General features: G+C 71.3%; 15 protein-coding genes. 2 read left to right on the forward strand and 13 right to left on the reverse strand.

What is annotated here, in order from left to right:
- Positions 1–36 precede the first annotated feature (36 nt).
- The 9 genes from C7Y72_RS16600 to C7Y72_RS16640 form a co-directional block, all read right to left on the reverse strand.
- Complete coding sequence (locus C7Y72_RS16600) at positions 37–1,578, reverse strand: MlaD family protein (protein ID WP_107570286.1); 1,542 nt, start codon at positions 1,576–1,578, stop codon at positions 37–39.
- Positions 1,579–3,033 (reverse strand): MlaD family protein, encoded by a 1,455-nt coding sequence (locus C7Y72_RS16605; protein WP_107570287.1) that lies wholly within the window; start codon positions 3,031–3,033, stop codon positions 1,579–1,581.
- Positions 3,034–3,037: 4 nt separating this feature from the next.
- Entirely contained in the window at positions 3,038–4,660 is a 1,623-nt protein-coding gene (locus C7Y72_RS16610) for an MlaD family protein (protein WP_107570288.1), read from the reverse strand.
- A 1-nt stretch (position 4,661) separates the two neighbouring features.
- The gene (locus C7Y72_RS16615) at positions 4,662–6,077 is read right to left on the reverse strand and encodes an MlaD family protein (RefSeq protein ID WP_107570289.1); all 1,416 of its coding nucleotides are present in this window, start codon (positions 6,075–6,077) and stop codon (positions 4,662–4,664) included.
- Positions 6,077–7,657 carry an MlaD family protein gene (locus tag C7Y72_RS16620; RefSeq protein WP_158276898.1) on the reverse strand — a complete coding sequence of 527 codons (1,581 nt, stop codon included), beginning with the start codon at positions 7,655–7,657 and terminating at the stop codon, positions 6,077–6,079. The genes C7Y72_RS16615 and C7Y72_RS16620 overlap by 1 nt, the downstream gene beginning before the upstream one ends.
- Positions 7,654–8,985 (reverse strand): MlaD family protein, encoded by a 1,332-nt coding sequence (locus tag C7Y72_RS16625; protein WP_107570291.1) that lies wholly within the window; start codon positions 8,983–8,985, stop codon positions 7,654–7,656. Before C7Y72_RS16625 ends, C7Y72_RS16620 begins: the two co-directional genes overlap by 4 nt.
- 221 nt (positions 8,986–9,206) lie before the next feature.
- Positions 9,207–10,283, reverse strand: a complete 1,077-nt coding sequence (locus C7Y72_RS16630; protein ID WP_107570292.1) for an ABC transporter ATP-binding protein — start codon at positions 10,281–10,283, stop codon at positions 9,207–9,209.
- Positions 10,284–10,289: 6 nt separating this feature from the next.
- Complete coding sequence (locus C7Y72_RS16635; RefSeq protein ID WP_107570293.1) at positions 10,290–11,090, reverse strand: ABC transporter permease; 801 nt, start codon at positions 11,088–11,090, stop codon at positions 10,290–10,292.
- Positions 11,087–11,827, reverse strand: a complete 741-nt coding sequence (locus tag C7Y72_RS16640; protein ID WP_107570294.1) for an MlaE family ABC transporter permease — start codon at positions 11,825–11,827, stop codon at positions 11,087–11,089. The genes C7Y72_RS16635 and C7Y72_RS16640 overlap by 4 nt, the downstream gene beginning before the upstream one ends.
- Positions 11,828–12,074: 247 nt before the next feature.
- On the opposite strand from C7Y72_RS16640, the gene C7Y72_RS16645 reads away from it, so the two are divergent.
- Complete coding sequence (locus C7Y72_RS16645; protein WP_146175419.1) at positions 12,075–12,644, forward strand: hypothetical protein; 570 nt, start codon at positions 12,075–12,077, stop codon at positions 12,642–12,644.
- 128 nt (positions 12,645–12,772) lie between these two features.
- On the opposite strand, the gene C7Y72_RS16650 is transcribed toward C7Y72_RS16645, so the two are convergent.
- The 3 genes from C7Y72_RS16650 to C7Y72_RS16660 form a co-directional block, all read right to left on the reverse strand.
- Complete coding sequence (locus tag C7Y72_RS16650; protein WP_107570296.1) at positions 12,773–13,993, reverse strand: PucR family transcriptional regulator; 1,221 nt, start codon at positions 13,991–13,993, stop codon at positions 12,773–12,775.
- A 110-nt stretch (positions 13,994–14,103) separates the two neighbouring features.
- Positions 14,104–14,472, reverse strand: a complete 369-nt coding sequence (locus tag C7Y72_RS16655; protein WP_107570297.1) for a P-II family nitrogen regulator — start codon at positions 14,470–14,472, stop codon at positions 14,104–14,106.
- Positions 14,469–15,974 (reverse strand): ammonium transporter, encoded by a 1,506-nt coding sequence (locus C7Y72_RS16660; RefSeq protein WP_107570298.1) that lies wholly within the window; start codon positions 15,972–15,974, stop codon positions 14,469–14,471. The genes C7Y72_RS16655 and C7Y72_RS16660 overlap by 4 nt, the downstream gene beginning before the upstream one ends.
- A gap of 267 nt (positions 15,975–16,241) precedes the next feature.
- On the opposite strand from C7Y72_RS16660, the gene C7Y72_RS16665 reads away from it, so the two are divergent.
- Positions 16,242–18,401 carry a glutamine synthetase III family protein gene (locus C7Y72_RS16665; protein WP_107570299.1) on the forward strand — a complete coding sequence of 720 codons (2,160 nt, stop codon included), beginning with the start codon at positions 16,242–16,244 and terminating at the stop codon, positions 18,399–18,401.
- Between the two features lie 208 nt (positions 18,402–18,609).
- Here the strand turns inward: C7Y72_RS16665 and C7Y72_RS16670 are convergent, their stop codons facing one another.
- Entirely contained in the window at positions 18,610–21,045 is a 2,436-nt protein-coding gene (locus tag C7Y72_RS16670) for a hypothetical protein (protein WP_158276899.1), read from the reverse strand.
- Positions 21,046–21,102: the final 57 nt, after the last annotated feature.

The following is a 21,102-nucleotide window of genomic DNA, read 5'->3' on the forward strand; positions in this document are numbered from 1 at the left end:
CGACGGGACGTGGGCGCCGCCCCTCGACGGCACGGGCTACTTCGTGGTGGCGCGCGACGCGCCCGCGGTGGCCGACGTCGACGCCCCGATCTGCGGGAAGTCGGTGGTCTTGCCGCCGATCGTGAACTGGCCCTGCTTCGTGCAGGGTGGCGCGACGACGTCGGCGATCGCGCCGCCGAAGACGAACTTCACGATGTTCGCGCGCAGCGCGGGCGGCACGAGACCGGAGAGCGTGTCCCCGAGCCCGCCGAGCGTCGGCACGAGGCCGTTGCGGCAGTGGCGGTCCTCGAAGACCTTCAGGCCGTCCTTGATGTCGTTGAACGCGCCCGGGAGCGGGTACGGGTTGGACCGGTTGGTGCTGAGCCGGCGCGGATACACGGCGAGCACCTCGGGGTTCAGCGGGTTCGTCGTGCGGAGGTAGTGGACCTTCGTGGTGACGTCGCCGCCGGGCGGGATGTTCGACGCCTGCGTCGCGGCGACCGTGTTGGCGAAGAACGCGCCGACCTCGTTGCGGTACATGCCGAGGAAGTCGAGGATCGGGTTCAGCTGCCGCGTCACGGGGTCGGACTCGCCCAGGAACGGCTTGAGGTCGTCGAGGAACCGCTCGGTGGCGGGCAGGCCGCGACGCGACGCGGTGATCAGCGGGTCGAGGTCGCGGAACAGCGCCTTGAGGTCCGGGGCGAGCGCCGACAGGTCGACCAGCGTCGGGCTGAGCTGCCGGGCGGCGGGCCGCAGCTGGTCGATCAGCGGGTCGGTGTCGTCGGCGAAGGTCGTCAGGCGGCGGACCGTCCGCGTCGCCTCGCGCTGGAAGGTCGGCAGGATCCGGAACGTGTCGGCGAGCTCCGCGTCACGACGCGCGGTGGTCTCGAAGACGCGGTTGCCGTTGGTGATCAGGCCGGCGAGCTGGCCGCGGCGCTCGCTCAGCGCGTCGAACACCTCGCCGCCGTTGCGCACGAGGCGCCGGACGGTCGCGGACTGCGAGTTCAGGATCCGCAGCAGCTCGTTGGTGTCCTGCGAGAACGGCGCGAGGTTGCCGAGCGCGTCGGAGATGTCGCGGCCCCGCCCGTCGCTGGCGACGGCGAGCGTCTGGATCCAGTTCTGGAACGCGGTCCGCGTCCTGGGGTCGAACGCGCGGAAGATCTCGTCGAGCTCGACGGTCGGCGAGACCTGCCCGGCGGGCAGCCGCCCGCCCTCGGGGACCGTGCCCGCCCCGCGGGTGCCCGGGGTCAGCTCGACGTAGGTCTCGCCCAGCAGCGTCTTCTGGCGCAGGATCGCCTTCGTGTCGCGCTTCAGCGGCGCGTAGCGGGGCTCGAGCTCGATGACCGTGTCGGAGCGGCCGGTGGACTTGTTCGGCGTGATCTCCTTGACCTTGCCGACGGAGACGCCCGAGATCCGGACGTCCGCCTCGACCGCCAGCTGCGTCGCCTCGCCGAACGAGGTCGTGAAGCGGTAGCCCTGCGGCTTGAGCGGCGTCGGGCCGCCGAACGCGACCCAGAGGAACAGCAGCAGGCCGAAGCAGGACAGCGCGAAGCCGACCATGACGAGGAGCCGCCCGACGGTGGGTGCCTGCTTGACCATCTAGCGCCCCTCCCCCGCGGTCGCGGTCCCACGGGAGGCGGCGACCGGCTCGGTCGTCAGCTCCTGCGTCGGCGTCTGCGGGACGACGGCGTCGGCGCCCCGCGCCCGCGTGGTCGTCGTCCCGGTGCCGGCCTGGCTGGTCGTCGGGCAGACGTCGCTGGTCAGCGGCACGCCGGCGAGGTCGACGAGCGTCCCGAGCTGCGGGTTGACCGGCTTGAGCGAGTCGAGCGTCGCGAGGGTCGAGCAGGACAGCTGCAGCAGGCCGCGGCGGATCGGGCCGTGCGCGTCCTGGGTGCCGAACACCGTGCCGGCGGCGTGGTTGGCCCACGCGGTCCAGAACAGGTAGCCCTCCTCGGCGTCCCCGGGCGGGTTGTAGGCGAGCGTGTTGAGCAGGTAGTTGACCGTGGTGAGCGCGCTGGAGAGCTTCGGCGTGACGACCGCGAGGTCGCGGGCGGTCGGCCGCAGGACCCGCACGACGGGCCGCACGTCACGCGCGAACGGCCGCAGCTGGTCGCGGATGACCGGGGTCGTGGTGCGCAGGAACGGGCGGGTCTGGCGCAGTGCCGGACCGAGGTTGCGGGCGGCGGGCCGCAGCGCGCCGAGCGTCGGCCCGAGCTGGCGGGCGAGCCGGTCGGCCTTGTCGAGGGCGGTGCGGGTCTCGCCGAGCGTGTCGGGCAGCAGCTGCAGCGTCTCGCGCAGGCGGGCGTCCTGCCGGGCGAACGCGGTGAAGACGGCGTTGGAGCTCGAGACGAGGTCGCCGAGCTGCTCGTCCTTCTCGCCGAGCGCCTCGCTGACGAGCCGGAAGTTGTGGACGACGCGGCGGATGTTCTCGCGGCGCTTGGCGAGCTCGGTGGCGATCCGGTCGGTGTCGCGCGCGGTCGGCTCGAAGCGGCGGATCGTCGAGGACAGGCGCTCGCCGTTGCCGCGCAGGCCCTCCCCCGCCCCGCCGAGCAGCAGCTGCAGGTAGGACCGCGTGTCGCCGTCCAGCGACGCGAGGATCTCGTCGGCGTTGATGTTCGGCAGCGTGCTGCGGACGTCGATCGGCTCGTCGCGCGGCAGCTCCCCGGCGGCCTTCGTGCCGGGCGACAGCTCGACGATCATGTCGTTGAGGCCGGTCTTCGGCCGCACGAGCGCGCTGGCGTCCTTGTAGAGCGGCGCGTACCGGCGGCGGATCTTCAGCGTGACGATCGCGCGGCCGTTCTTCAGCTGCACGTCGGAGAGCTCGCCGACCGGGACGCCCGCGATGTTCACGGTCTGGCCCTGGCCGGGGGTGATCGACTGCGCGGTCTGGATCTCGGCCTTGTAGTCGACGAAGTCGCTGCCGAGGACCGGCACCCACTTCGGGAGGTAGAAGCGCTGGTTGGAGAGGATGTAGCCGCCGACGACGCTCGCGATGAGCGCGAGGCCGGCGATCGCCCCGATCCAGCGGAGGTTCTTGCTGATCGCGCGCCTCACGACGTCACTTCCCCACCGTGGCGCCGCGGAACGGGTTCAGGCGCTCGGCGAGCGCCCCGGCGACGGAGTCACCGGTCGACGGCGCGGCGTCGCGCTTGCGGGACTGCGCGGCGCGCAGCTGCTCGCCGATCGCCGACCGGGCAGCGCCGGCGGAGACGCCGCCCTCGGCGCCGCCGACCTTCGCGCCGTTGAGGTCGGGGATCTTCTGCTCGAAGCAGGGGGCCGTGGAGTTGTACGGCGGGCGCTTGCCCGGGAACGCGGGCCGGGTGCCCAGCGGCTTGGAGGCGGCGTTGGCGAACAGCACGTCGCCGGCGGCGCCGCCGACCTTGCCGGTCGACACGGTCTGGCTGCCGCCACCGGTCTGGAAGCGGACGTAGCCGCCGTTGCCGTCGAAGTTCTGGCCCTCGCCGGCGAGCCCGACCATCGCGTACCAGAACTCCTTGTAGTTCTCGCGGTCGGTGGACAGCGTGCCGTCCTGGATCTTGATGTCCCCGGTCGGCAGGATCACGCGGGTCGCGCACTTGGCGACGAGGTCGGCCTGCGGGAACAGGGTCAGCGAGGTGTCGACGACCTTCGACAGCGCCGCGGTCGTCGGGCGCAGGTCACGGGCGAGGCCCTGCAGCTCGGCGGGCCCGAGCAGCCGTCGCGTCTGGGCGATCCACGGGAACGAGGCGGTGATCGTGCCGGGGGTGGCGCGGACGCCGGGCAGGATCTCGCGGGCGAACGCGCGGGTGTTCGGGAACGCGGCGTTGAGGCTCGCGAAGGCGCGGTTGGCGCTCGCGAGCGTCGGCGCGAGCGTGCGGACCGTGGCCCGCAGGTTCGTCTGCTCGGCGGCCAGCGCGCCCATCGTCGTGTTGAAGCTCGTGACGAGCCCCTTGAGGTCGTCCTCGCGGGACGCGAGCGCGGTGGTGACGCGCCCGAGCCCGGCGATGAGCTTGGAGAGGTCGCGCGGCTCGGTCCCGAGGGTCGCCTCGTTGACGATCGCGAGGTTCTTCAGCGCGCGACCGCCGCGGTCGTAGGTGTCGTTGAAGGCCTCGGCGGCGGTCTCGCCGCGCACGTCGGGGTCCTGGTCGGCGTCGTCCTCGGCGGTCGGCTCGTACGTGAGCGCGGTCCCGAAGCCGTCGAGCGCCGCCTTGAGGTCCTCGCGCGTGTCCGACTGCAGGGCCGTCAGGACCTCGTCGAGCTGCACCGGGGTCGCGGTCTGCGTGATCGGGAGCGTGTCCCCGTCCCCGATCGTCGGGGTGCCGGGGGTGCCGGGCTGCAGGTCGAGGAAGAAGTTGCCCTCGAGGAAGATGCGCGGCCGGATCTTGGCGGTGGCGTCCTTGTGGACGGGCAGGCCCTTGTCCTTCAGCTCGAACGTGACGACCGCGGCGTCGGTGCCGTCCTGGCGCTGGACGTCGACGACCTTGCCGACGTTGACGCCCGCGATGCGCACCGGCGAGTTCTTGCGGATCGAGTTCGCGGACTCGAACACCGCCTTCATCCGGAAGTCCGAGGTGAACGGCAGGTCCTTGGCGAAGCCCAGGTAGGTGCCGACGCCGACGAGCAGCAGCACGAGCGCCCCGACCGCGAAGGCGGAGGGTCCGGAGGTGCCGCGGCGGCGACCGGAGGATGCGCGACGGGCCACGTCAGTTGTCCTTCTGGATGGTCGTCTTCTCGGTCGACGTGCCCTGGTTGCCGGGCACGTTGCCGATGACCTGGCGGCCGGCGGCGTAGCGCTCGTTCCCGGCCTCGCACTCGAGCGTCTGGCCGGGCGAGGCCGTGTTCGGGTACGGGTTGGTGTGCAGGTAGTTGTCGCGCAGCGGGCCGTTGGCGGGACCGCTGGAGGGCGCGCCCTCGGCGTTGGGCCCCTGCGGCGTCGCGATGATGATGAACCGCTGGCCGGTGCCGTTGTTGTCGCCGACGCTCAGGAGGCTCGCGACGTTGCGGAACCACAGCGTCACGTAGTTGCAGACCGTCTGGACGGGCGTGAGGTGCGCGATCGTCGGGTTGGCGATCTTCGCGAGGTTCGTGAGGTCGGCGACGCCGAGCTTGACCGCGGGGTCGGCGGCGAACTCCTGCAGCGCGGTGAACGTCGGCTTCAGGCGGCGGTTGAGGTCCAGGGAGCGGCGCAGGACCGGGGTGCCGATCTGCAGCGCGTCGGCGAGGTCGGGCGCGGCCCCGGACAGCGCGCGGATGCCGGGGCGCAGCTCGCGCGCGAAGCTCGCGGTGTTCGCCAGGAACGGGCGCTGGCGCGGGAACCCCTGGATGCCGGCGTCGAGCGCGGCGGGCCCGCCGGAGATCGTGTCCTGGATGAACGGGCGGGCGACGCCGGCGAGCGCGACGAACGTCGTGTCGAGGTTCGCGAACAGCGCGGCCTGCGTCTGCGCGACGGGGGCGACCTCCGCGGAGGTGCGGCCGAGCACGCGGACGAAGCGGCCCAGGCGCGTGCGGCGGTCGGCGAGGTTGTCCATCACCGGCGCGAGGTTGCGCAGCAGCGGCTGCAGCTCCTGCAGCGCGATGTTCAGGTCGCCGCCGCGGCCGGCGAACGCGGTGCCGAACTCCTCGATGTTCGTCCGCGACGCCTTGCGGGTCGGCAGGTCGAAGGTGTTGATGACGTCGTCGAACTCGACGGGCGTGGGCGTCGCCTGCGAGAACGGGACGGTCGCCCCGTCGGCGAAGCCGCGCTTGGAGGTGCCGCGCGTGATCTCCACGTACTTGAGGCCCAGCGCGGAGCGCGGGCGCACGAGGATCGTCGAGTCGACGGGCAGCGGCTTGACGGTCGTCTCGAGCTTCAGGTCGAGCTCGGCGATGACCGACCCGTCGGGCCGCCGGACCGGGGTGATGTCCTGCACGACGCCGACGCGCGCGCCGCCGAGGCGGACCTCGTTGCCGGGCACGAGGTTCGCGGCCGACGGCACGAGCGTCTTGACCGAGTAGCTCGGCACGAACGGCAGGCCGCTGTTGGCGTTGTACGCGAGGAAGACGGCGACGATGACGATCAGGGTCGTCGCGGCGCCGATGAGCACCGGGTTGGCGGCGAGGGACGGGCTGCGACGCTGCATCAGCCACCCCCGCCGAGCAGGTAGTCGAGGAGGCCCTCGGTGGCGGGCGACGCGCTGCCCGGCGTCGCGGACGGGGCGGGCGCGGGCGTCGTCTTCTGGGGCGTGGCCTCGCCGGTCGAGGGCAGGAACGCGGGCAGCTGCAGCGGTGCCTCGCCCTTCGCGGGGCGGGCGGGCAGCGGGGCGAGCGCGGGCTTGGCCTCGTCGCGCTGGCGCGCGGTCGTGGTAGCGGCCCGCACGTCCTCGGGGCTCATGCCGCGCAGCACCGCGTCGGTCTTCGCCAGCAGCGGCGAGCGGCCGTCGTCGATCGCGTCGAGGGCGCTCTGGGCGGAGCGTGTCGTGACGCTGCGCGACTCGGTGCCGGTGAAGTTCGCGCTGCACGCCGGGTCGTTGGTGACCGCGTACGTGGAGCAGAGGTTTACGACGAGCTGTGCGCGCAGGTAGTGCCCGAACTGGTCGAACCCGTTGATCGCGGCCACCTGGTAGAAGAGGTAGTCCATCAGCCGCTCGACGCCGCCGGTCTCCTTGAAGCTCGTCAGGAGCGCGTCGAGGTTCGTCGACAACGGCTTCGCCTGGATGCCGAACTGGCGCAGGTCGTCGATGATCGGCTTGCTCTTGAGCAGCGCGTCGCGGCCGACCACGGTCGTGTCGCCCAGCGACGTCAGCGACGTCGTGGCCGAGCGGGTGAACGGTCCGAGCTGGGACACGAAGCGGTTGACGTCGGGCGCGACCCGGCCGAGGTCCGACAGCACCGGGGTGAACTGGTCGCCGAGCTCGCCGAGCCGGGCCATCGTCGGCCGCAGCTCACGCAGGAAGGCGGGGAGCCGCTGGAGGTTGCGCTCGAGGTCGACGCGCCGCTCGGCGGTCGCCTGCGCGGTCGTGTCCGCCTGCTGGACGAAGTCGGCGACGCGGCCGCGCTCGCGCGCCAGCGGCCGCATGACGGTGTCGGAGTCGCGGGCGAGGTCGGCGAGGACGCGGTTCTGCGACGCGAGGATCTTCAGGACCTTGTCGGTCGCCTTCAGGCCCGGGTCGGCGTCGCGGATGATCGCGTTGAGGTCCTGGCCGCGGCCCGCGAGGCCGGCGCCGAGCTCGTTGAGGATCAGCGAGAGCCGCTGGCGGTACGGCAGCCGCAGCGTGTTGTTGACGAGGTCGAGGTCGACCGGGCTGGCCTGCAGGCCGGGAAGGCGGTACTCGCCCTCCCCCTCGCCGGAGGCGATCCGCTGCAGCTTCGGGGACGGGGCGGCGCCCTGCGCCTTGGGCTGCGTCGGGGTGCACTCGACGAACTTCTCGCCGATCAGCGACTGCGGCCGGATCGTGCAGGTGGCGTCGGTGCGGAAGTCCTGGAAGCCGGGCTCCTCGATCTTCAGCGTGACGGCCGCGGTCTGCCGGTCGGTGACGTCGAGCGCCTCGATCGAGCCCACCCGCACGCCGGCGATCTTGACGTCCTCTCCGGGGATGACCGAGAAGGCGTTGCGGAACTCCGCGCGCACGAGGTACGCGTCGCCGTCGCCGGCGCCGCTGCCGAAGACGGCGAACGCGGCGGCGAGGACGCCGAGGGCGAGGATGGCGGCGAGGCGCTTCACGGGCCGGGGAGGGTCAGGGACGGGTCGCAGTCGAGCTTCCCGTCGGTGTCACGCCAGTTGTTGGACCCGTCGGGACGGGTCTGGCTCGCGGAGCCCGGGCAGCGGCGCACGACGCCGTTCTGGAACCCGTCGAGCGGGGCGGCGCTCTGCAGCGGGTTGAGGACGTTGTCGGTGAGCGAGTACAGGTTCGCGATCGGCGAGATGCGCGCGTAGTGGCCGTTGGCGTCGTAGTTGGAGGCGCCCTGGCCGAAGTCGCGGATCCAGCCCGCGAGGTCGGCGGTGTAGGGACGGATGAACTGCAGGACCGGCGTGGTCTTGCGGAACGCCTCGATGCCGTTGGCGAGCGCGGGCTTGGCGACGCGCTCCAGGCGCGGGGCCTTGCGGACGAGCTCGATGAGGTCGTTCCCGGTCCCGGGCTTGCGGATCAGGGTGCGCAGGTCCTTGATCGTCGGGCGGGCGTCGGCGACGAGCGGCCGCAGCTCGCGCAGGAAGCGGGCGAGCTCCTTCGTGGCGGGCTTGCTCTCGGCGACGAGCGTGTCGAGGTCGGTGATCGTCGAGCGGAGGTTCACGAACGTCGTGTTCGCGCGGCGCAGCGTGTCGGGGAGCACGCCGAGCGACGTGTCCAGCGCGACGCGCTCGTCCCCGATGGCGGCGGCGGTCTGGTTCGTGTTGGCGATCAGCGAGGCGAGCTGCGGGCGGCGCTCGGCCAGCGCGGTGACGACCTTCGAGCTCGAGACGAGGAAGTCGGTGAAGACCTTCTGATCGCGCGTCAGCTCGTTGACGAGCCGCGCGGTGGTCGAGATCGCGGGGTTGAAGTACTTCGCGCCCTCGTTGGCCTGCCGCCCCTTGCCGTTGTACTGGACCGAGGATCCGCGGATGACCTCCTGCAGCGAGCGGCGCGCCTTGGGGTCGAGCGTGTTGAAGAGCTGGTCGAGGTCGACGATCGTCGTCGAGCTCTCCGCGGACAGGGTCGTGCCCTCGGGGATCTCCGGGTTGGAGTTCGCGCCCGGGGAGATCGCGATGTAGCGGTTGGCGATGCCCGACAGCGAGGTGGCGCGGATGACGGCGGTCGACCCGACGTGCAGCGGCGCGTAGGCGTTCTGGAGCTCGATCCGCACTTCGGCCTGGTTGTCCCCGGTGAGCGTGATCTCGCGGATCGAGCCGACGCGGCGGCCGCCGATCTGGACGTCGTCGTCCTTCACCAGCTGGCCGGCGTTCTCGAACCGCAGGGTGTAGCTCGTGACGTCGTCGCCACGCGTGAGCACGACCGCGACGACCGCGAGCGTGATGACGAGCAGGCCGACGATCCCGGCGCGGGCAGCGGTCATCGCGCGGTCCTGGCGGGATCGGCGAACGGGGGAACGACAACGGGTGTGCGGCGCTGGTGCAGAGGTGCCCTCGAAGTGGGACTGGGGCGAGCGAGGCGGGCATCATGCCCGAACGACTGTTGATCTTGCGTGAAGGTCGTCTGCGGCTTCTCGGGCCGGTGACCGGCCGGCCCGATGGATCCGCGGTGGGTGCCGCGGACCCTGGACGGATGGACGATTCGTCAGTCCATGGTGAGCGGGCCCATCGACTCGCCCGCGAGGAACTGCCGGATGAACGGGTTGTCGCTGTTGAGCATGTCCTGCGCCGGACCCGCCTCCACGATCTTCCCCCGCCACAACACCGAGATGTACTCCGCCACCCGACGGCAGGTCATGATGTCGTGACTGATGATCGCGAACGCCGGCATGTGCTTGCGCCCATCCGCCCGCGCCTCGTTCATCACCGTCTCGTGGATCTCCTGGATCAACTCCCCCAGGAGCGCCGTGCGCACCGGATCCAGACCCGAGTCCGGCTCGTCGAACAGCACGATGTCCGGATCCAGCACCAGCGCCCGCGCAAAGCCCGCACGCTTGCGCATGCCACCCGACAGCTCGTTGGGGAACTTGTCCTTCGCCGCCCCGAGACCGACCTCCTCCATGCGCTGATTGACGATCTGCGCGATCTCGTCCTCGGACTTCTCCGTGTGCTGCCGCAACGGGAACGCCACGTTGTCGAAGATGTTCATCGACCCGAACAACGCACCGTCCTGGAACAGCACCCCGAACTTCTTGCGCATCTCGAACAGATCGTCGTCGGGCATGTTCGGCACCGACTCCCCATGCACCAGCACATCACCCTCGTCCGGGTACAGCAACCCGACCATGTGCTTGATGCACACCGACTTCCCCGTCCCCGACGGCCCCAGGATCATCGAGATCTTCCCCTCCGGAAGACCCATGTTCAGACCCCGCAGGATCTTGTTCCGCCCAAACGCCTTGTGCACATCGATGAACTCCACCGCATCCGGCGTCCCCGCCGGGGTCGCGAGGCCGGTGTGCCACTTGTACTCGTCGTCGTCGAGGCGGCCGGCCGGGGGCTCGGGCTCGCTGACGACCTTGACCGGGGCGGGCTCCGGCGCCGCGGCGGCGGCCGGGGCGGGCGCCGGGACGTCGATCGGCGGGACCTCGACCGGCGGCGCGGGCGGGGTCACGGCCGTGGGCTCGTCGACGCGCGGCGCGTCGTCGCTGAGCCAGTCGTCGGCCGGCGGCTTGGGGGTGTCGTCTCCGGAGCCTCCGCCCCGTCGAGGAATGCGCGGCATGGGGGGTCAACCTCCGATCGGGGCCCGGGGATTCGCACCCCAGAAGAGCTGCGTGCCGAGCATCCCGATGAGATGGACGAGCACGATGTTGAGGACCATGGACTTCGCGGTCGCGGTGCCGACGCCCACGGGTCCCCCGCTGGCGTGGTAGCCGTAGTAGCACCCGACGAGCACGATGACCGTCGCCATCGTCATCCCCTTGATGACGCTGTAGAGCAGGTCGGGTGGGTTCTGGAACATCCAGAAGATGAGGAAGAAGCCGCCGGAGCTGACCTCGCCGATCTGCTCGACGACCGCGAGGTAGCTCGCGAAGAAGCCGGCGCCGACCGCTGCGATGTACATGAACGGCAGCACGAGCCAGGCGGCGAGCAGGCGCGTCGCGCAGAGGAACACCGTGGAGTCGATGCCCATGACCTCGAGCGCGTCGATCTCGTCGGAGATCCGCATCGATCCGAGCTCGGCGACGATGCCGGTCCCGACCTTCGCGGCCATCATGTAGCCGAAGGCGTAGGGCACGAGCTCGCGCAGGTCGCACCAGGCGGAGAAGACGCCCGCGTAGGCCGGGGCGCCGACCGAGCGGTTGAAGTACGCGCCCTCGATCCCGCACTGAAGGCCGATGATGAAGACGAGGCCCCAGATGACGAGCGTCGAGCTGAGGATGAGGATCCCGCACTGCCGCAGCGCCTCGCCGAAGAAGCGCAGCACGCGCAGGCTGTAGACCTGCCCGGCGATCTTGCCGCAGAACTTGGCGATCTCGCCGAAGTTCGCGATCCAGTCCCGGGGGACGCTGAGCCAGCCGGTGTTCATCGGATCACCGTGATCTCGGGGTGGGTTGCCAGGAGCGTCTGGGTGAACACGTAGTTGAACGCGAACACCCCGAGGAAGGCGATGACGACGGCCTGGTTGACGGCACGTCCCACCCCCTCGGCACCGCCGGAGGCGGTCATGCCCTTGTAGCAGCAGACGATCGCGATGATCGCGCCGAACATGGTGCACTTCAGCACCGACCCCCAGAGGTCGGTCACGGACGCGTTGGTGAAGAAGGTCGCCCAGAACGGGCCGAGCGGCGCGCCGTTGACGAGCGTGGCGAGGATGCCGCCGAAGATGCCGAACAGCAGCGCGTAGATGTCGAACAGGCCGGTGACGAGCATCAGCGCGAGGAACCGCGGCACGACGAGGTTCTTCACCGGGTCGACGCCGAGCACCTGGAGCGCGTCGAGCTCCTCGCGGATCTTGCGGGCGCCGAGGTCCGCCGTGATCGCGGTGCCGGCGACGCCGGCGAGCACGATCGCGGTCACGAACGGCGCGAACTCGCGGATCGACGCGAGGACGAAGAACCCGCCGAGGCGGTCCAGCGCGCCGAACAGCACGAGGAAGTTCGCCGCCTGCAGACCGGGCGCCCCGTAGCCGAAGGCGATCGTGGAGACCAGCAGCGGGAACCAGCAGAGCCGCAGCGTGAACAGGAACTGCTGCACGAACTCGCCGCCGTACGGGTACGGCGGGCGGAGGGCCGACACGATGGTCTTCCCCGTCAGGATCATCATGTCCCCGACCTCTTCGAGGACGTTCTTCGTCGGAAGAAACGCTCGATCGGCGACGTTACGTACCACGGACAGCCCCTCCTCAGGGTCATGAGTCACCGGACCCAGTGACGACGCCGGAGTCTATGCCTTTCGCCGGACCTCTGACAAACGGGAACGTTCGGCCCGGCGCGCCGCCGGTGCCGCGCCGTCACACGCGCGCGGAAACCGTCCCGCGGACGCCCCTGCGTCTGGTACGTTGCGGCGCGCTGTGAGAGGGAGCTTCCAGACCAGCGCGGTGCTCACCGCGGCCACCCTTGCGATCGCCGGCTGTGGCGGTGGCGAGCGACAGGACGCGGACGAGCCCTCGGGCACGTACGCGCTCGAGGTCGTCTCCGCGTCGTTCCCCGAGCGCCAGTCGCTCGCGTCGGCCAGCGAGATGAAGATCACGGTCCGCAACGCGGACACGAAGGCGGTGCCGGTCGTGGCCGTCACGGTCGACTCCTTCTCCAAGGACTCCGAGCAGCCCGGCCTGGCCGACCCGTCGCGCCCGGTCTGGGTCATCGACCGTCCCCCCGTCGGCGGCGACACCGCCTACACCAACACGTGGGCCCTGGGCTCGCTCCCCGCCGGCCAGACGCGCACGTTCTCGTGGCGGGTCACCCCGGTGCAGTCCGGCACCCACACGGTCAAGTACCGCGTGGCCGCCGGCCTCGACGGCAAGGCGAAGACGGCCAGCGAGCAGGCCGGCGACTTCACCGTCGACATCTCCGACGCGCCCGCCCGGTCGCGCGTCGACCCGGAGACCGGCAAGGTCGTCCGGGACACCGACGAGCGCTAGCCGCGCGCAGCGCTACCGGCTGCGGCGGGGGGTGACGGGCGCCCCCGCGAGCGGCATCCGGTGCGAGGCCGGAGGCCGAGTGCCGGAGCGAGCGGGGGCGCCCGTCACCCCCCGCCGCCCCCCCACCCTCACTTGGGCAGCCGTGGCGCGATGATCCGGTACGCCTTGAGGCCGAGGCCGAGGCGCTCGCGGTCCTCGGAGAGCATGGGGTCGAGGCCGGTGAGCTCCTTCACGCGCTCGAGCCGGTACGCGACGGTGTGCCGGTGGGCGTAGATGGCCGCGGCGGTCGCGTTCATGTTGCAGTTCTGCTCGAGGTAGGACTCGAGGGTGCCGACGAGGTCGGTGCGGTACTGGTCGTCGTAGCGGACGATCGGGGCGACGGTGTCCTCGTAGAAGGACCGGACCTCCTCGGGGTGCGAGGCGAGGACCCGGAACAGCAGCCGGTAGGTGCCGGTCCCGATGTCGTGGCTGTCGAAGCCGCCGGTCCCGTCGCTCTGGCGCAGGACGTCGAGGACGAGCTCGGCCTCCTGGATCGCGCGGGCGAACTCGCCCGGGTCGGCGTAGAAGCTCGAGAGGCCGACGGTGCCGTACTGGCCGAGCCGCTGGGCGAGCCGGCGGGCGCGGTCGAGCGTCGCCTCGGGCGCGTCGTCGCCGCCGGTCGCGGGCAGCAGGGCGTAGACGCGGTCGTCGATGAGCTGGGCCAGGGCGCCGGGCTCGTCGCCGTTGATGATCGCGACGACGTGGCGGGGACGGTCGGTCTTCAGCTCGGCGCAGAGCACGACCGTGCCGCGCGACAGGTCGCAGCCGAGCCGGCCGGCGCGGCGGACGATCTCGCGCGGCTCGAGGTCGGGGCGCGAGCGCAGGTCCTCGAGGAAGGAGCCGCGCAGGTTCTGCTCGACCTCCTCCTTGGCCTCCTCGATGGCGACCTCGGTCAGCGAGGCGACCGCGGCGAGGTGCAGGTACTCCCCGGCGTCGTCGGCGGGGGTGGCATCGGCCGCGGCGAGCAGGACGACCGCGCCGACGACCTCGTCCCCGGAGCTGATCGGCACGTCCATCAGGACGCCGTCGGGCGCGGGGACCGGGCGGCCCTTGACGCGGTCGGCGACGTAGCGCTTGACGGCGTCGAGCGTGTCGGGCGGCGCGGACGGCCCGCCCTGCGCGAAGGCCTGCAGTCGGGGGATGGCGACGACGACGGCGCCGCCGGCCGCGTCGGCGGCGAGCCGCGCGACGCGGTCCAGGCCGTCGCCCCCGAGGACCGCCTCGACCATCTGGAGGTGGATCGCGCGGAGGCGCTCGACGAGGCCTCCGGAGTGCGGGTCGGGCTGGTTGCGTGCGGGCGTGGCTGACATGTCTCTCAGGGGGATCGGCGTGGCCATGGATTCCTCCGGTGAACGCAGGCGGGGCGACGGCACTGGTGTGCGCCGCCGCCCCGGCCAGGCGCTCTGCTGGGTCGGTCGGACTAGGTGGTCGCTGCGGCGTCCGGGTGCGCCTGCAGGATCTCCTCGCCCGACTCACCGGTCCGGACGCGGTACGCGTCGTCGACGGGCTGGACGAACACCTTGCCGTCGCCCACCGCACCGGTGCGGCCGTGCTTGAGGATCGTGTCCACGATCGTCTGCACGTCCCGGTCGGAGACGACGCACTCCAGCTTCAGCTTCGGCCGGAGGTAGTTCGTCAGCTCGGCGCCTCGGTAGCGCTCCGTGATGCCCTTCTGACGGCCCGAGCCCTTGACCTCGCTGATGCTCAGCGAGGGGAACCCGAGCCCGAGGAGCTCGAGCCGGATCGGCTCGAACGCCTCGTGGCGGATGAACGCCTCGATCTTCTTCACGCGGTGGCCTCCTTCGTGGTCGCAATGGGGGCCCCCGCCTTCGCGGACGCCGCCGGGGCGGCACCGTAGCCGACGAGCTCGGCGGACGGGATGAACTGCTCCGGGTAGCCGTACATGCCGTGCTCGGAGATGTCGAGACCGGCGTCCTCCTCGGCCTCCGTCACGCGCAGGCCGTAGGTCTTCTTGATGAGCCAGAAGGTGCCGTAGCTCATGAGGAAGACGAACGAGAAGGCGATGAGGAGTCCGACGACCTGGGCGAGCAGCTGGTCGAACGAGCCGCTGTAGAACAGGCCGCCGTTCGGGTCGCCGAAGGCGTTGTACTGGGCCAGGCGAGGCGCGGTGAAGAGCCCGCAGGCGAGCGTGCCCCAGATGCCGCAGATGCCGTGCGCGGTCAGCACGCCGACCGGGTCGTCGACCTTCTTGTCGATCGCGATGACGCAGATCGGCACGAGCAGGCCGGCGATGCCGCCGATGATCGGGGCGGTCCACGCCTCGACGTAGCCCGACGGGGCGGTGATGGCGACGAGCGCGCCGATCGCGCCGTTGCCGGCCATGCCGATGTCCAGCGTGCCCATCTTGATCTTGGACATGAGCAGGGCGCCCAGGACGCCGGAGCCGGCGGCCAGGTTGGTGATCAGGATGATCTCCGGGTAGCGGCCGTCGAGGCCGGACAGCGCGGTGCCGCCGTTGAAGCCGAACCAGCCGAACCAGAGGATCAGGACGGACAGGCCGAAGAGCGGCATGTTGTGGCCCGGGATGGCGCGCGGCTTGCCGTCGGGGCCGTACTTGCCCTTGCGCGGCCCGAGCAGCAGGAGCGCCGCGAGAGCGCCGGTGGCGCCGATCAGGTGGACCGCGGTCGAGCCGGCGAAGTCCTGCATGCCGACGAGGCCGAGGCCGAGGTAGTCACCGTTCTGCAGGAAGCCACCGCCGAACACCCAGTGGGCGCCGAGCGGGTAGATCAGGCCGGCGAAGACGATGCCGTAGATGATGTAGACACCGAACTTGATGCGCTCGAGCGTGGAACCCCAGACGATCGCCAGGGACACGGCGCAGAAGACGAACTGGAAGAAGAACTTCGTCTCGACGGTGACGTCGAAGATGCCGAGCACCGGGAACGCGGTGGCGGGATCACCGAAGCCCTGCAGGAAGAAGCCCTCCTTGCCGGCGACGTTGAACGAGTCGCTGACGGGCGCGCCGAACGCGAGAGCGAACCCGCAGGCCCAGAACATGATCCCGGCGATCGAGAAGTTCGTGAGGATCTTCGCGACGATGGTGCCGGCGTTCTTGCCACGGGAGAACCCGATCTCGAGGAACATGAAGCCGACCTGCATGAGCATGACGAGCAGGGCGGCGACCATCACCCACATGGTGTTGATGGCGCGTGATTCCGGGAACTGGCCGTTGAGTGAGGCCTCGAGCGTGTCGGCCATCGAAACGGCCGGCACGATCAGTGCGGCGAGCACGCTCAGCATGAGCGCCCCCGCCAACGACGAACGTCGCATACATCCTCCTGGGTCGAAGTGCTCGACCATGGTGCGACAGCCGGTCCACAACCTCTTTAGCCATGTGTCGGAACATCGTCGGGGGGGATTCGCCAGCCTGTCGGGGGCGTCGTGACACACGGGCGAAACCCTTCACCGAGGGTTTGGACATCGGGATAAGGTGGCGGGACGTCGCGCGGCATACCTTGGTCGACGCAACCCGCGCGCGTCGCTTCTGCGCGCGCGCCTCTACCCCCGTCGTTCCCTCAGGAGGACATCGAACAGCTCATGAGCCGCACCCGTCAGCAGAACGTCACGGCCGCCCAGTGGAGCTCCAACGGCGGCGCGCTCGGCGCCGCGGACCTCACGGTCCCCGGTGCCTCCAACTTCGGCGACAACGTCTTCTCCGTCGCCGTCCAGAAGGCCCGGCTGCCGAAGCACATCTTCAAGGCGCTCCAGGAGTCGCTCGCCGCGGGCGAGCCGCTCGACGCCTCGCTCGCCGACTCGGTCGCGCAGGCGATGCGCGAGTGGGCGATGGAGAAGGGCGCCACGCACTACACCCACTGGTTCCAGCCGCTGACCAACCTGACGGCGGAGAAGCACGACGGCTTCTTCGAGCCGGTCGGCGACGGCACGGCGCTCGCCGAGTTCTCCGGCAAGGAGCTCATCCAGGGCGAGCCGGACGCCTCCTCGTTCCCGTCGGGCGGCATCCGCGCGACGTTCGAGGCGCGCGGCTACACCGCCTGGGACCCCACCTCCCCCGCGTTCATCCTCGAGAACCCCAACGGCGCACTGCTCTGCATCCCGACGGCGTTCGTCTCGTGGACGGGTGAGGCGCTCGACGCGAAGATCCCGCTGCTGCGCTCGATGGACGCGCTGTCGAACGAGGCGATCAAGGCGCTGAAGCTGCTCGGCGACGAGACCGCCACGCGCGTATTCACGACGGTCGGCCCGGAGCAGGAGTACTTCCTCGTCGACGAGCAGTACTACTTCGAGCGCCCCGACCTGTACACGACCGGCCGCTCGCTGTTCGGCGCCAAGCCGCCCAAGGGCCAGGAGCTCGACGAGCACTACTTCGGGTCGATCCCGGAGCGCGTCCTCTCCTACATGCTCGAGGTCGAGGAGGAGCTCTCCAAGCTCGGCGTCCCGATCAAGACCCGTCACAACGAGGTCGCCCCGGGTCAGTACGAGCTCGCGCCGCTGTTCGAGAACTCGAACATCAGCTCCGACCACCAGCAGCTGACGATGCAGATCCTGCAGAACGTCGCCCGCCGCTACGGCATGGTCTGCCTGCTGCACGAGAAGCCGTTCGCCGGCCTCAACGGCTCGGGCAAGCACAACAACTGGTCGATGGGCACGGACACGAAGGTGAACCTGCTCAACCCGGGTGACACGCCCGAGGCCAACGCGCAGTTCCTGTTCTTCGCGTCGGCGGTCATCAAGGCCGTCAACAAGCACCAGGCGCTGCTGCGCGCGTCGGTCGCGAACATCGGCCAGGACCACCGTCTCGGCGCCAACGAGGCGCCGCCGGCGATCATCTCGATCTTCCTCGGCGCCGAGCTGCAGACGGCGTTCGAGAAGATCGCGACCGGCAAGGGCACCGTGCCGAAGAAGTCGTTCCTCGGCCTCGGCACGAACATGCTGCCGCAGCTGCCCAAGGACGGCGGCGACCGCAACCGCACCTCGCCGTTCGCGTTCACCGGCAACCGCTTCGAGTTCCGCGCGGTCGGCTCCAGCATGTCGCTGGGCTTCGTCAACACGGTCCTCAACACGATCACCGCCGAGGCGATCTCCGAGCTCAGCGGCCAGCTGGCCAAGGAGCTGAAGGCCTCCAAGGGCGACGTCTTCGCGGCGGTGTCCGCGGTCGTCAAGACGGTCTGGGAGGAGGACGGCCACATCGTCTTCGACGGTGACGGCTACTCCGAGGCGTGGCACAAGGAGGCCGAGAAGCGCGGCCTGCTGAACCTGCCGACGACCCCCGACGCCCTGCCGTGGATCGTCAACAAGCAGACGGTCGACACGTTCAAGAAGTTCAAGGTCCTCTCCAAGCGCGAGCTCGAGTCCCGCTACGAGGTCTTCGTCGAGCAGTACTCGTCGAAGGCGAACATCGAGGCGGAGACCGCGGCCTCGATGGCGCGGACGATGATCCTGCCGGCGGCCCTGCGCCACGCGGAGCTGCTCGACGACGGTGGCGACAGCCCCGCGATCGAGAAGCTCAAGGAGGAGCTCGACGGGCTCATCACCGAGCTCGTCGAGGCGATCTTCGCGCTCGAGAAGGCCAACGACCACGACGGCCCCGACGGCGGCGTGAAGCACGCGGCCTACATGCGCGACGTCGTGCTCGCGGCCGCCAACGACGTGCGCGTCGCGGCGGACAAGCTCGAGAAGGTCGTCGCCGACGACCTGTGGCCGATCCCGAAGTACTCGGAGATGCTGTTCATCAAGTAGCGCCTCGCGGCGATACGAGGTTCGGCGAGGGCCCCGCGGTTGCGGGGCCCTCGTCGTCGACACGACGGCGGGTCGCTGCCGGCCGCCGGGCACGGACCGCGGAAGTCGGTCTGCGACCCTCGGCGACCGGGATCGAGGCCGTCGAGCGGACGCCGGCAGCGCAGCGCACGCCGGGTGCGAGGTGGGCTGCCGGGACCGCGACGTGCCGCTAGCGGCGGGCGACGCGGACGCGCACGTCGCGGACGGCGCTGACGTTGCCCGCCGCGTCGCGGACGGTCACGCGGACGCGGTAGCGGCCGGGGGCGAGCGTGCGCGAGCCGACCTTGCGGGTCAGGCGCACCGTCGTGGTCCCCGAGACCACCGGGCGCGAGAGCGTGCCGACGAGCACGAAGCGGTCGCACCGGCGCGCACGGCGGTTACGGGCGGTCGCGCGCACGCAGCGCGCGCCCGCGCGACGGCCCGCGAGGACCCGCTCGACGCGCAGGCGGGCGGTGCCCGCCTCGCTGGAGCGCAGCACGAGCGCCGCCGAGCGCTTCGGCGTGATCGCGGTCCGCGGCGCGGCGATCGCTCCCAGCACCGGGGCGCTCGCGTCCGCCGGGGCCCCGCCACCCGGGGTGCCGCTGCCCGGTGTGCCGCCGACCGGGACGCCCGCGCCCGGCGTGCCCGCGACCGCCGGGGCGGTCACGAGCGCGCTCGGCGCCGAGGCGACCGCGACGGCGGCCGGGATCTTGTTCGGGCCGTTGGTGTCCGCCACCACGACGAGCCGCAGGCGGCTGCCGACGTCGGCGGCGGTCACCGCGTAGGTCGCGCCGGTGACCCCACCGAGCGTCTGGCAGGAGCCGCCGTCGGCGTCACAGCGCTGCCAGCTGCGCGCGTAGGTCGTCCGCGGGCTCGCCCAGGTGCCGACCGCGCCGACGAGGGTCTCCCCCGTCACCGGCTGGCCGAGGACGACGGGCAGCTCGAGGTTCTGCGCCTGCCGGGGGAAGATCTCGTTGGAGAACCCCGACGGCTGGGTCGCCGCCGAGCCCGCCGAGTTCGCGCCGATCGCGGTGACGCGCAGTCGCTGCTCGACGTCGTCCTCGGTGAGGACGTAGGCGGCGCCCGTGACGCCGGTGCGCTCGACGCAGCCGGTCCCGCTCGTATCCGGGCAGCGCTCCCAGCGGTACGAGACGCCGCTGCTCGCCGCCGGGTTGAAGGCGGCACCCGTGGCGGTGAGCGTGTCACCGGGCGCCGGGAACTGGGGGCCGGTGATCGTGGGGGCGGACTGCTGGTTGGCGCCCGGCAGCGTCCCCGGGTTCGCCGCCACGACCGCGGTGGCCGCCGACAGCTCGCGGACGAGGTCGAAGGTCGGGAAGTCGTTGGTCGCCGTCACCTCGACCCGCAGGAACCGGCCCTGGTCGGCGGCCACCAGCACGTAGGCGGCCTCCTCCGCCCCGGCGATGAAGGAGCACGTGGCCGTGTCGCCCGCCGCCGTGCACCGCTTCCAGCGGTAGGTGAAGTCGATCGTCGGCGTCCCCGACCACGCGCCGGGGCTCGCGGTCAGGGTCTTGCCGACCTGCAGGGTCCCGGTCGGGGCGGGCGGCGTCGTCACGTTCACCGGGGGCTGGAACGTCAGGCTGTACGCGCCGTTGGACTGCGTGCCCGCCAGCAGCGTCCCCGGCGTGCTGAGGAAGTTCGACAGACCCCAGAAGATCGTGTTCGCCCCCAGGCCCGTCTGCGTGACCTTCCTCCAGCGGACCTTGCCCGGCAGCGGGCCGCTCTCGGTCCGGCCCGCCCAGGCGCCGTCCGGGGTCGCCGCGTAGAACCGCGTCTCGTTCTTGCCCGGGTTGAACACCGTCGTGAAGTCCCGGATCGTCGACGGGCCGAGGCCCTCGTTCACCGGCTGCCACGTCACGCCCGCGTTGATCGTGCGGTACATGCCCGAGCCGGCGGTTCCCGCGTAGTAGATGTTCGGGTTCGCGTCGTCGCCGAAGACCCGCAGGATTGGCGAGAACGGCAGGCCGTCGCTCGCCGGCGACCACGAGGCACCCGAGTCCGAGGAGCGGTACACGCCGCTGGAGGTCGCCGCGAGCACCAGCGGGCCGAACGACGTGAGCGACCAGACGGTCTCGCCCGCCGGCATGCCGTTGCCCGCCGCCGGACGGATCCAGGTCGCGCCCCCGTCCGTCGAGCGGAAGACGCCGCCCGCGAACGTCCCCGCCAGCAGCGTGCCGCCCGCGTTCAGCAGCGCCTGGACCGAGCGGTTCAGGGTCTTCGGGTCGGACTCCTCCCCCTGGCCCAGCGGCTGCCAGGCCCCGCCCGACTGGGAGCGGAACACCCCGACCCCGGTGCCGATCAGGACGTCGGAGCCCGACGCGACGACGGCCCGGACGTTGCGCGCGTCACCGCCCGGCAGGCCCGCCTCGAACGAGCTCCAGCTGATGCCGGAGTTCGTCGAGCGCAGGACGCCCGCGCCGCCCTCCAGCGCCGCGTAGATCGTGCTCGCGGGCGAGCCGGTCGCGTACTCCCGCACCCAGCGGCCCTCCGAGCCGGGCAGGCTCGACCAGGTCGACAGCCCGGCGTGCGCGGCCGGGGCCGCGCCCAGCGCGCAGCCCACGGCGATGGACGCCACGCGCGCGGCGCGGCGGACGGTGGTCCCCAACATGATCGTCTTCACGTCCCCTCAACCGGTGTGCGGGCGAAACCTTACGCGAGCGGTTGG

This window comes from Paraconexibacter algicola (assembly GCF_003044185.1).
Classification (GTDB): Bacteria; Actinomycetota; Thermoleophilia; order Solirubrobacterales; family Solirubrobacteraceae; genus Paraconexibacter; species Paraconexibacter algicola.